9 protein-coding genes and 1 pseudogene are annotated in these 11,704 nt (G+C 49.6%); 2 read left to right on the top strand and 8 right to left on the bottom strand.

What is annotated here, in order from left to right; all coding sequences use genetic code 11:
- Positions 1–40 precede the first annotated feature (40 nt).
- Entirely contained in the window at positions 41–1,570 is a 1,530-nt protein-coding gene (locus DWZ44_RS01605; RefSeq protein ID WP_117508985.1) for an ASKHA domain-containing protein, read from the bottom strand.
- Positions 1,571–1,783: 213 nt separating this feature from the next.
- Between DWZ44_RS01605 and DWZ44_RS01600 the strand changes: the two genes are divergently transcribed.
- Positions 1,784–3,262, top strand: a complete 1,479-nt coding sequence (locus DWZ44_RS01600; protein ID WP_117508986.1) for a S1C family serine protease — start codon at positions 1,784–1,786, stop codon at positions 3,260–3,262.
- Positions 3,263–3,380: 118 nt separating this feature from the next.
- On the opposite strand, the gene DWZ44_RS01595 is transcribed toward DWZ44_RS01600, so the two are convergent.
- Positions 3,381–5,042 carry a Na/Pi cotransporter family protein gene (locus DWZ44_RS01595; RefSeq protein WP_117508987.1) on the bottom strand — a complete coding sequence of 554 codons (1,662 nt, stop codon included), beginning with the start codon at positions 5,040–5,042 and terminating at the stop codon, positions 3,381–3,383.
- Positions 5,043–5,354: 312 nt separating this feature from the next.
- Here DWZ44_RS01595 and DWZ44_RS01590 point away from each other — a divergent pair, with 312 nt between their 5' ends.
- Positions 5,355–6,770: an NCS2 family permease gene (locus DWZ44_RS01590; protein WP_117509154.1), complete on the top strand. Its 1,416-nt coding sequence runs from the start codon at positions 5,355–5,357 to the stop codon at positions 6,768–6,770.
- A gap of 101 nt (positions 6,771–6,871) precedes the next feature.
- Here DWZ44_RS01590 and hisI read toward each other — a convergent pair.
- The 6 genes and pseudogenes from hisI to DWZ44_RS01560 form a co-directional block, all read right to left on the bottom strand.
- Positions 6,872–7,183, bottom strand: a pseudogene (gene hisI / locus DWZ44_RS01585) (phosphoribosyl-AMP cyclohydrolase); the annotation flags it as partial.
- A 55-nt stretch (positions 7,184–7,238) separates the two neighbouring features.
- Positions 7,239–7,775, bottom strand: a complete 537-nt coding sequence (gene hisB / locus DWZ44_RS01580; RefSeq protein WP_242991106.1) for an imidazoleglycerol-phosphate dehydratase HisB — start codon at positions 7,773–7,775, stop codon at positions 7,239–7,241.
- A 54-nt stretch (positions 7,776–7,829) separates the two neighbouring features.
- Entirely contained in the window at positions 7,830–9,128 is a 1,299-nt protein-coding gene (gene hisD, locus DWZ44_RS01575) for a histidinol dehydrogenase (protein WP_055226357.1), read from the bottom strand.
- A complete protein-coding gene (gene hisG, locus DWZ44_RS01570) occupies positions 9,125–9,763 on the bottom strand; it encodes an ATP phosphoribosyltransferase (RefSeq protein ID WP_022461875.1) in 639 nt (212 codons plus the stop codon). The genes hisD and hisG overlap by 4 nt, the downstream gene beginning before the upstream one ends.
- 21 nt (positions 9,764–9,784) lie before the next feature.
- Entirely contained in the window at positions 9,785–11,026 is a 1,242-nt protein-coding gene (gene hisZ, locus DWZ44_RS01565; protein ID WP_117508989.1) for an ATP phosphoribosyltransferase regulatory subunit, read from the bottom strand.
- A 107-nt stretch (positions 11,027–11,133) separates the two neighbouring features.
- A complete protein-coding gene (locus tag DWZ44_RS01560; protein WP_117509155.1) occupies positions 11,134–11,682 on the bottom strand; it encodes a Holliday junction resolvase RecU in 549 nt (182 codons plus the stop codon).
- Positions 11,683–11,704 lie beyond the last annotated feature (22 nt).

Genomic DNA, 11,704 nt, shown 5'->3' with positions numbered 1-11,704 from the left:
AAGTATATGACACAATTCGACTGCGGTCAAGCAATTGCCATTATTTCTCTTTTTGTTTTTCTTCGAGCTTCTTCTGTACACTCGGAAACAGCTCCAGATCCGTGTGTGGGATTGCCTGGGCCGCTTTCATCATAGAGATGAAAGCGGCGACCTGGCCGAACTGGATGTAGACCATCTCGTCCAGAATGCGGTCAATATCGTCGATGCAGGTCCGATCCAGCAGGATTTTTTCTGCTCCCGCAAGCGACGTATTTCCGGCGCAGATCAGGCGGCTGCGGTCCATATCCGGGTACATGCCGATCGTGATGGCGGATTCCTTTGAAACGTGCTTTCCAAATGCACCAGCCGCGTAAAACCGGTCAATTTCTTCCATGGAAATGCCGGATTCACGCATCATGTACTCAACCATCGTGTAGGCCGCTGACTTTGTACGAAGGAATTCGGCGATATCACTCTGATAGAAGCACAGCCCTTCACTATATTCAACGCACCACTCTCCCGTCTCCGGGTCTTCCTTGATCTTTTCGGACCGCTCCGGCTGCAGGGTGCCGAACAGGTTGATCCATCCATTTAGGAATAATTCCGCGAGCAGATCGATAATGCCGGAACCGCAGATGCCCTTTGGCTTACCCTCTCCGATTACATGGCACTGGATTTTCCCGTCTTCTATTTTTACCGTATCAACAGCGCCTTCTGCAGCTCGCATGCCGGTTTTGACCACGCCGCCCTCGAGCGCCGGACCGGCAGCGCCTGCGCCGCAGAGCAGAAATTCCCGGTTTCCGACGACAAGCTCGCCGTTCGTTCCGATATCAAAAAAAACGCTGATCGTTTCTTTTTTATAGAGTTCCGTTGCGATCATACCGCTTAATATATCACCGCCCAGGTAATTGGATTTTCCCGGCACGCAGTAGACACATCCCTTCATGGGAAATCCCATCTCTTTCGCCGGAAGGAATCCGACGCGGTCTGCGCGCACGGCGTACGGGGATGAAAAGACGCAGAACGGATCCAGTCCCAGCAGGAAATGGATCATCGTTGTGTTGCCGGATACGACCATTGAGAGAACATCCGACGGCGCAATTCCTGTCTTTTGGCGAAGTTTTTCAAAGAGCAGTGTAAATGTCTCCATCGTACACGCACGGATGTCCTGCAGTACCTCCGGTTTATCCTTACAGGCAAAGATTCTCGTCAGAATATCGGTTCCATAGGCAGTCTGGCGGTTGTATTCGCTCTCCTCGGCAAGCACAGTACCGTCGCTGCAGTTTACCAGGCGCACAACGACGGTCGTACTTCCAAGATCAGCGGCATAGCCGTAATGCTCTGCTGCTGTATCGCCCGCTTCCAGATCAACCACCTGCCAGATGCTTCCATTCCATGCGAGGGAAACCGTTATGTTATAGTCTGCCTCATCGCAGATGGGATACAGTTTCTGCAGCGCTGGAAGGGTAAATGATGCGGTGATTCCTTTCTCTTTTAATGCATCCAGTATCCGCATCTGGCTGGAGCGGGCGTCCTCCTCCGTCGGCGGGACCAACCCCAGATACTGTTTCTGTGTTATTCCTCTATTCATTATTACTTCCTCATTTCCTGATCATTTTTCTGTTTCTTATTGTAGCACTTTTCTCTTTTCCAGAGAACTTATTTTTTTCACATTTTTACTACATTTCCATCACAGATTCCCATTATACTGCAAAGCATAGAAACAAAAAAGGAAGCAAACAAAACCGGAAGCCGATTCCGGAACACAGTTTAAAATACAGATACCAGAAAGGAAGCATTTATTATGATGGACTACAGAAACAACTACAATAACGAAAACGAAACCAATAATGAGAACATGATGGCAGCAGAGCAGAATAGCTTCAACGGAAAGAAACCTTCTTCCAAAAACAAAAAAGCTGCTAAGCTTGCAAAAAAAATCGGAGCCATCGCCTTAAGCGCAGTTCTGTTCGGCGGTGTTGCCGGCGGTACCTTCCAGGCAGTCAACCACTTTGCCGGAAGCACGACAGCCACTGCAACAACAACCACTGCACAGCAGACGACTTCCAACAGCAGCCTCTTAAAAGCCGCTGCCACATCCTCAAGCTCCACTTCCACCGGAACGATGGATGTTTCCACGATTGCGAAAAACGCAATGCCGTCGATCGTCTCCATCACAAACCAGTCCGTACAGGAAGTACAGAACTACTTCAGCATGTTCGGTTACGGTGCCCAGACTCCGCAGACCGAGGAGACCACAAGCTGCGGTTCCGGTATCATCATCGGAAAGAATGACACCGAGCTTCTGATCGTCACCAATAACCATGTAGTAGAAGATGCCGATACTCTTTCTGTTAGTTTTGTAAACAATCAGGTCTGCAAGGCAAATATCAAAGGTACCGATGCCGATAACGATCTTGCCGTCATCGCCGTTCCGCTCTCCGAGATCCCGGATGACACGATGAGCAGCATCGCTGTTGCCACGATGGGCGATTCTGATTCCGTTGAGGTCGGCGAGCAGGTCGTTGCGATCGGCAACGCACTCGGCTACGGCCAGTCCGTTACGACCGGTATCATCAGTGCTGCAAACCGTGTGATCGACAGCGATTCCTCTTCTGACGGAAGCTCCGATGGAACAACGGCAGATACTTCTTCCACTGATACAACCGGAAAGACCTACTTACAGACCGATGCAGCCATCAACCCTGGCAACAGCGGCGGCGCTCTTCTGAACATGAACGGAGAGGTCATCGGTATCAACTCCGCAAAACTTGCTTCTACAGAGGTAGAGGGCATGGGCTATGCAATCCCGGTCTCCCGTGTTTCCGATATCATTGAAAATCTGATGAATGAGCAGACCAGAACAAAGGTTGCCGCAGAAGATCAGGGAACGATCGGCATCAAATGCCTCGATGTCAGCAGCCAGATCCAGCAGGCATACAATATGCCGGCCGGCATCTATATCTCCGAAGTAACCTCCGGCGGTGCCGCTGAAAATGCAGGTCTGAAATCCGGATACGTTCTGACCAGCTTTGACGGACATTCCATCACCTCCACCAGCGAGCTGAAATCCCTGCTGCAGTATTACTCTGCCGGCGAAACCGTTGAGGTGGAAGTACAGGTTCCAGACAACGGATCCTATGAGACAAAGACCTTCTCACTGACCCTCGGAACGAGCACCAGCTCTTCAGATGATCAGCAGAGCGATTCCCAGCAGAATGCGGGTTCATCCCGCTCTGCAGAGGGTGGAAATACCCTGACCTCCGCTACTCCTTCGATCTGACTGCCCGCTCTCCCGTGAAAGAAATCCATAAATAAAAAACATCATAAGCATGAAAGAAAGGCCCCGAAACATAACTCCAATGTTTCGGGGCCTTTCTCCTATTCTCTTAATCCATTTCTTATTTTTCTGCTCCTGCAACTGCCTCGCGGGCTGCTTTCTCTTCCGGATCTTCATCCAGAATGGAGAATGCAATATTGGTTGCATGGTCCGCGACACGCTCGAGTCCGGATACAAGATCGGAGAAGATCATGCCGGCTTCCGGCGTACATTCGTTGCGGGTCAGACGCTCTACATGCTTCTGCTGCAGATCCCGCTCCTCCTGATCAATGGAATTTTCAATATCAATGATCTCCTGCAGGTGCTGCAGATCATTCTTTGCAAACATTTCGATCGACTCATCGAGAATTTTTAATACCATATCCAGCATCTCGGAAAGATCCAGTTCGCCCTGTTTGCTGAAGGTCACATTGTCATTCGTCATCTGCACAGCAGAATCTGCGACATTCTCGGCATGATCACCAATCCGCTCGATATCATTGACCACATGGAACAGCGCTCCGATGCGCATAACGTCTGATGTCGGCAGCGATGCCTGATTTAAGTGAACCAGATAGTTCGTAATCTCTTTGTTCAGGAAATTAATATTTTCCTCGACACGGTAGACCTCATCGATTTCTTTCTGATCGCGGGTCACCAGCGTATTCATCGCGCGAATCAGGTTGGTCTCTGCCATCTGTGCCATACGCTCCATCTCACGGACAGCCTGCAGAACTGCAGTCGTCGGGGACATCGCGTGTTTCGAGCTGATGTAGGCAAGCTCGAACTTTTTGTCTTCCTCGTCATTTCCGCGGATGATAAAGTACGTTGCCTTCACCAGAAGCGGGGTAAACGGCAGCATCAGGAGTACCTGGCATACTTTGATGATCGAGTTTGCATTTGCGATCATACGGCCTGCTTCGTTTCCGGAAATACCCATAAAGAAGTCAACTACCTGATTTCCAAACAGCAGGAAAATAATGGAGCAGACAATCGTTCCGGAGATGTTGAACAGCAGGTGGACACATGCCGCACGTTTTGCATCTTTTTTGCAGCCGAAGCTGGCAAGAATAGCGGACATCGTACATCCGATGTTGCATCCAAGCATCATAAACAGACAGATCGGAAGTCCCATCAAGCCCTCTCTTGCAAGAAGCATGATGATTCCGACCGTTGCAGAGTTACTCTGCAGAATCGCGGTAGCCACCCAGCCGACTAAGAACGCAAGAAACGGATTCGTCAGGGATCCGAGGGCGTTAACGACTGCCGGGATCTCTTTTGCTTCGTTCAGGGCTCCTGAGATACCGGAGATACCCATAAACAGAATACCAAATCCCAAGATAACCTCGCCGAGACGGCTGATCGTCAGATTGTTCTTTACGAACATAACCATCAGAACACCGATGATGACAAACAGCGGCGCGATATCCGCAAGGTCAAACGCAATCAGCTGTCCGGTAACTGTCGTACCGATGTTTGCTCCGAGGATAATTCCAGGAGCCTGTGCCAGTTTCATCAGACCGGAGTTTACGAAGCTGACCACCATAACGGTTGTAGCGTTGGAGGACTGAATCAGCGCGGTAAAGAAAATACCGACCAGAAGACCGATCACACGGTTCTTCGTAAATACCTCCAGAATGCTTCTCATCTTGGATCCGGCAACCTTCTGCAGTCCTTCACTCATCAGCTTCATTCCATATAAGAAGAAGCCCAGACCGCCCATCAAAGACACTATTACACTCATATTCTTTTTTCTTCCTTGTCTTTTTCTGATGTCTTTTCAAAATCCCTGTCAAAGCATTTTCATGTTTTGGTCTCAATATTTTACATTTCCTTAACGCAGATTTTACAAGACACCTTTTTTATCATAAAAGAAATCATGACATTTGTCTATAGAAAAATTAAAAATTTCGACAAGAAATTTTCAGATTCTTTTCGTTTCTTTCTTGCATTCTACTTGATAATATTGTAACATTTAGGATGTTTCCATATTATGAGGCGACATTTCCGCCTACAAAATTCAAAAGGAGAGAAAACTATGGAAAAGTTTAGCAAGCTGATGGAAAACACATTCAAGCTGCGGGAAAATGGAACAACGGTCAAAACCGAGATCATCGCCGGTGTCACCACGTTCATGACGATGGCGTACATTCTTGCCGTCAACCCGAACATCCTTTCCTCCACCGGCATGGACCACGGCGCTGTCTTTACCGCAACGGCTCTGGCAGCCTTCCTTGGCACCCTGCTCATGGCACTTTTTGCCAATTATCCATTCGCTCTGGCACCTGGAATGGGCCTCAACGCCTATTTCGCCTACACCGTTGTTCTCGGATACGGATATAGCTGGCAGGCAGCCCTGACCGCCGTTTTTGCAGAAGGTATCATCTTTATTGTACTTTCTCTGACCAACGTCCGTGAGGCGATCTTCAACTCCATTCCGGTCAGCCTGAAATCTGCAGTCAGCGTCGGCATCGGTCTGTTCATCGCATTCATCGGACTTCAGAATGCAAAAATTGTACTGCCGAACTCTTCAACCGTGGCAGGCCTCTATTCCCTGTCTTCCTACAATGCCAACCTGCAGTCTGCAGCCACATTAAACGGAACGGAGTATGTGGCAGGAACGTTTAACGATGTCGGAATCACCGTTCTGCTCGCAGTCATCGGTGTTATCCTCACCGCTGTTCTTGTCGTACGCAATGTAAAAGGAAACATCCTCTGGGGAATTCTTGCAACCTGGATCCTCGGCATGATCTGCCAGGCATGCGGTCTCTACGTTCCGAACCCGGCAAACGGCTTCTACAGCCTGTTCCCGGATTTTTCCAACGGACTTTCCATTCCAAGCCTTGCCCCGATTTTCGGAAAACTGGATTTCTCCATTCTGAAAACAGGCGAGTTCTTCGTGATCATGTTTGCATTCCTGTTTGTCGATATGTTTGATACCATCGGAACTCTGATCGGTGTATCTTCCAAGGCAAACATGCTCGACAAAAACGGAAAACTTCCGCGCATCAAGGGCGCGCTGATGGCAGATGCTGTTGCTACCTGCGCAGGTGCTGTTCTTGGTACTTCTACCACAACGACTTTCGTTGAGAGTGCTTCCGGCGTTTCCGAAGGCGGCCGTACCGGTCTTACCGCTGTTACCACTGCAATCCTCTTCGGCCTCGCTCTGTTCCTCTCCCCGATCTTCCTTGCCATCCCGTCCTTTGCAACGGCTCCGGCACTGATCGTGGTAGGCTTCTACATGCTGACCAACGTAGTCAACATTGATTTCAGCGATCTTTCCGAGGCGATTCCGTGCTACATCTGCATCGGAGCAATGCCATTCTTCTACAGCATTTCCGAAGGTATTGCCATGGGAGTTATCTCCTACGTTGCAATCCAGATCCTGAGCGGAAAAGCAAAAGAAAAAAAGATCAGCGTGATCATGTACATCCTGGCTGTTCTGTTTATCTTAAAATACCTTCTTCTGTAATGGCTTTTTAACGATACAGAACTGCATAAAAAGGCTCCTGTCCCACAGATTTTATTCTGTGAAACAGGAGCTCTTTTTATGCTCTGAATCAAAAATTTTTATTCTGCCAGGGTCCGGTAAAAGCAGGTGCGGTTTCCGGTGTGGCACGCTGCGCCGACCTGTTCTACTTTGGCAAGAATTGTATCGTTGTCGCAGTCAATCAGAAGCTGTTTTACATACTGCACATGGCCGGAGCTCAGTCCTTTCGTCCAGAGCTCATTGCGGCTTCTGCTCCAGTACGTCATTTTTCCAAGGCGCAGTGTCGTCTCAAACGCTTCTTCATTCATGTAGGCGAGCATCAGCACTTCGTCATTTTCCGCATCCTGTACAACAACCGGAACCATGCCGTCGCTGTTTGTCTTAAAATCCGCCCAGGTAAAATCACATTTTAATGCTTGTTTCATCTCTTGTTCTCCTCTTTTTCTGCTCTTACAGGCTGCCCTTGGTCGAGAGCACGCCGGCAATTCTCGGATCGAAGGAAGTTGCCTCATCGAGTGCCTTCGCAAATGCTTTGAACATCGCCTCGATGATGTGGTGGTTATTTCCGCCGTCAAGCACTTTGATATGCAGATTCATCTGCGCCGCATAGGAAACGGCGTAGAAGAATTCTTTTACCATCTCGGTCTCCATCTCTCCTACTTTCTCCCGCGTAAATTCTGCCTGGAAAGAGAGATACGGTCTGCCGCAGAGGTCAACGGCCGAGAGCACCAGTGTCTCGTCCATCGGAAGGATTTTGTCGCCGTAGCGGCGGATGCCCTGTTTGTCGCCGACTGCCTCGCGGATTGCAGTTCCGAGCACGATACCGGTGTCCTCGATCGTGTGGTGGCCGTCTATATCAAGGTCTCCATCTACAGAAACGGAAAGGTCGAAAAGACCGTGGCGGGCAAAGCCGTCGAGCATATGGTCAAAAAAGCCGATGCCGGTGTGGATGTCGCTCTTTCCCGTTCCATCCAGATTTAATGTCATGCGGATCTTTGTTTCTTTTGTCACGCGTTCTACGCTGGCTGTTCTGTTCTCCACTTACTCTTCCCCCTCAAAACGGACGGCAATCGAATTGGCGTGTGCCGTCAGGCTCTCTGATTTTGCAAAGCTCTCGATATCCTCGTGGATCTCGGAAAGGGCTTCTCTGGAATAATAGATGATGCTGGATTTCTTCACGAAATCGTCTACGGACAGCGGGGAGAAGAATTTTGCGGTTCCGTTCGTCGGCAGGATATGGTTCGGGCCGGCAAAATAGTCACCGAGAGGCTCGCTGGAGTTCTCGCCGAGGAAAATAGCACCGGCGTTATGTACCTTCATCATATCCTCAAACGGGTTCTTCGTCACGATCTCGAGGTGCTCCGGTGCGATGGCATCTACGGTGTCGATCGCTTCCTGATGCGAATCGGTGACAAGGATGTAGCCGAAGTTGTCCAGTGATTTGGAGATGATGTCGCTTCTGGAGAGGACTTTTAAGAAACCGTCTACCTCTTCACTTACCTTCTCTGCCAGTTCCTGGGAGGTGGTAATGAGGATCGCACTTGCAAGCTCATCATGCTCAGCCTGGCTTAAGAGATCGGCTGCCACGAACCGCGGATTTGCAGTCTCATCAGCAAGGACAAGAATCTCACTTGGGCCTGCGATGGAGTCGATGCTGACATTTCCGTATACGGCTTTCTTTGCAAGGGCAACGTAGATGTTTCCAGGTCCTACGATTTTATCGACTTTTGGAATGCTCTCGGTTCCGTAAGCAAGGGCTGCAATTGCCTGTGCACCGCCGATTTTAAAGACGCGGTCCGCACCGGCTTCTTTTGCTGCTGCAAGGACAACCGGGTTGACTTTTCCGTCTCTGCCGCACGGCGTTGTCATGCAGATTTCTTTGACTCCTGCCACTTTTGCCGGAAGAATGTTCATCAGAACAGAGGACGGATACGCTGCCTTTCCTCCCGGAACGTATACGCCGACACGGTTCAGGGCGGTCAGCTTCTGGCCAAGCATCGTTCCGTTCTCGGTAGAGGTGAACCAGCTGTTCTGTTTCTGTTTTTCGTGGAACTCACGGATATTTTTCATGGATCTGCGGATGACACCGATCAGCTCTGGATCTACGATGTTGTACGCCTCATCAATCTCTTCCTGTGTTACTTCTACGGTAGAAGCATCGAGTACCGCGTGGTCGAATTTCTCGGTATATTCGAAAACGGCTGCGTCTTTTCTTGTTTTTACATTCTCAATGATCTCCTGCACGGAAGCCTCGTACGTTCCGTACTGTGTCGGGCTTCGTTTCAGCATATTCTCCAGAATATTTTCTGTGGTCTCTTTTGTCAGTTTTACGATTCTCATACCAGTGCTCCTTTCAGATCCTGAATTAATTTGGTAATTCTCTCATTTTCCATCCGCATGCTCACCTGGTTGACAACCATGCGCGCAGACAGCGGGCAGACCTCCTCGAGAACGGTCAGGCCGTTTTCCCGTAAAGTGCTTCCTGTCTCTACAATATCCACAATCACTTCGGAAAGTCCGACAATCGGTGCCAGCTCGATCGAGCCGTTCAGCTTGATCATCTCAACGGTCTGGTGCTTGCGGTTGTAGAAGTAATCCTTGGCAATGTTTGGGTACTTCGTTGCCACACGGATCTGCTGGTTGTGCTGCAGCAGCTCACGCGCGGATTCCGGTCCGCAGACACACATGCGGCACTTGCCGTAGCCAAGGTCCAATACCTCGTAGAGGCGTCTTCCTTCCTCCAGAATCGTGTCCTTTCCGACGATTCCGATATCCGCTGCGCCGTACTCCACATAGGTCGGCACATCCGGACCTTTGGCGAGGAAGAAACGGAGCTTATGCTCTTCGTCCGTGAAAATCAGCTTTCTCGTATCTTTATTTTTCATTTCATCGCAGGTGATGCCGACTTTTTCCAGCAGCTCCAGCGTCTGGTACGCCAGGCGTCCTTTTGTCAGTGCAATGGTCAAATATCTCATCTTTTTCGTACCCTTCCTCTCCTACAGCTCCACCGGCTGTACTTCTCCTGTCGACAAATCGATAGCAAGCACCGAATCGCTCTTCTGAATATAGACAATGCCGCCGAACTGGTTCTTTCTGCCGTATTCTTCATAATCTGCAAGAACCTTGTCCCTTGCAAAGCAGACCAGCGCGACATCCATGCCCTTGCTTCTGTGCTCGTTAGCAAGTTTTACGGCCAGCGGCTGAAGAAAATCCGGGTAGAGTAGCATCGTTTTCGTATTGGCAATCGGAAGAGAAATTTTCTGGCGCTCCAGTGCATTCATCAGAGATTCCATGACAGTACAGAATCCGATCGCCGGCGCTTTCTTTCCGAAGTGCTGCAGCAGTGCATCGTAGCGGCCGCCTTTTACGATCGGCTCGCCGGTGCCGTAGGTGTAGGCCTGGAAAATAATACCGGTGTAGTAATGGAATTTGCTTAAAAGGCCGAGATCGAAGAAGACGTATTTTTCATAGCCGTAATCTTTAACGATCTCATAGATCGTAGCCAGACGATCGAGTGCCTCTCTTGCCGCCGGATTTCTTGTAAGGCCTTTTGCCTTTTCGAGAATCTCTGCATTTCCGAACAGTTGCGGAACATCACGGAGTGCTTCAAACAGATCACTTCGAAGGTTCTGTTTTGCCAGCAGCTCCTCGGCGCCAAAATGATTTTTAATGGAAATCAGTTCTTTTAATTCGTTCAGAACATCCTCGGCGAGCGCAGCTTCCTCGGCGAGCGCCTGGAAGAAACCTACGTGGCCGATGCTGATCTGGAAATCGGTAAGACCGGCATCCAGCATAACTTTTACGGTCATCGCAATGATCTCTGCGTCTGCCATTGCGGAATCATCGTTTAAGAGCTCGACGCCCATCTGGGTGGACTCTTTTAAGCGGCCCTGATAGCTGCTGCTGTTGACGAAGCTGCTTCCTCTGTAGCAAAGGCGGATCGGCATCGTCTCTTCCATGAAATACATGGAGGCTGCGCGTGCAATCGACGGGGTAAAGTCCGGACGGAGCACAAGGGTGTTGCCGTCGCGGTCAAAGAATTTGTAGAGCTCGCGGGACGGTGTTGTTCCCACTTCTCTTCCGAATACATCAAAAAACTCGAACGTCGGTGTTTCAATATCCTGATATCCAAACGCATGAAATACCTGCTCAATCTGATTCTCCATGTATAATTTTTTCGTACATTCCTGATTGTAGACATCCCGGACGCCTTCCGGGGTATGAATTAATCGATCCATGTTTTGTTGTCCTCACTTTTTCGCTTTAGTCCACTACCATATTACCATATTGAATTTAAAACTATGGTTAGTATATCGGAAAACATTTTCCCTGTCAACTCAAAATTTTAATCCGCTTTCGAATCCCGTATCTCCAGATCCTTCTGGATTCCGTTCAGGTACGGGACGAGAACGCTGCTTCCCGTTCTGGGAAGGAAGAATGACGTTTCAAGCTCGGTGTAGGAAAAATGCTTCTTTCCGCCGTTCTGTCCGCGGTCCCAGAAGGTTTTCATCGTCTCATACCGCAGGTAATAATATTCGTCCCGCGCCGTAAAATACAGCAGCAGGAAGGAAATCCCCCCCTGCTGCTCGAAATCTTTCATAAACGTGACCTGGTGCTCGTGGATGTTTGCGAGCGGAAAGGAATCCGTTTTGCACTCTTTGGCATCGAAGCAGACGGGAATGCCCTGTACAGCGCCGATGTAATCAACGGTACTCTTCTTTTCAAAATAAGCCAGCGTGATGTGTCTGCTCTCCTTATCTATTTTGATCGGGGTGATCGGCGTCGGCACCTTCTGGATCAGTGCCAGATGCTTGTCACGGTACTGCTCGTTTGTGCGGTTGATCATTTCCTCCAGCGTTGATCCGCGGAGTCCCCTCGATGTCCATGCCATAATTCCTGTCCTCGTCTTTGTTCTG

This window comes from Blautia sp. AF32-4BH, assembly GCF_003460565.1.
Taxonomy (GTDB): domain Bacteria; phylum Bacillota; class Clostridia; order Lachnospirales; family Lachnospiraceae; genus Fusicatenibacter; species Fusicatenibacter saccharivorans.
Note: the sequence above shows the minus strand (reverse complement) of the source record. Positions and strands in the feature narration are given on the sequence as shown.

Bases quoted from the DNA above. Each gene is read 5' to 3' on its own strand.
- hisB (WP_242991106.1), bottom strand. From the start codon at position 7,775: ATGACATTAAATCTGGATGGAACGGGAAAGAGCGACATCCACACCGGC.
- hisZ (WP_117508989.1), bottom strand. From the start codon at position 11,026: ATGGATCGATTAATTCATACCCCGGAAGGCGTCCGGGATGTCTACAAT.
- hisG (WP_022461875.1), bottom strand. From the start codon at position 9,763: ATGAGATATTTGACCATTGCACTGACAAAAGGACGCCTGGCGTACCAG.
- DWZ44_RS01595 (WP_117508987.1), bottom strand. From the start codon at position 5,042: ATGAGTGTAATAGTGTCTTTGATGGGCGGTCTGGGCTTCTTCTTATAT.
- DWZ44_RS01600 (WP_117508986.1), top strand. From the start codon at position 1,784: ATGATGGACTACAGAAACAACTACAATAACGAAAACGAAACCAATAAT.
- hisD (WP_055226357.1), bottom strand. From the start codon at position 9,128: ATGAGAATCGTAAAACTGACAAAAGAGACCACAGAAAATATTCTGGAG.
- DWZ44_RS01605 (WP_117508985.1), bottom strand. From the start codon at position 1,570: ATGAATAGAGGAATAACACAGAAACAGTATCTGGGGTTGGTCCCGCCG.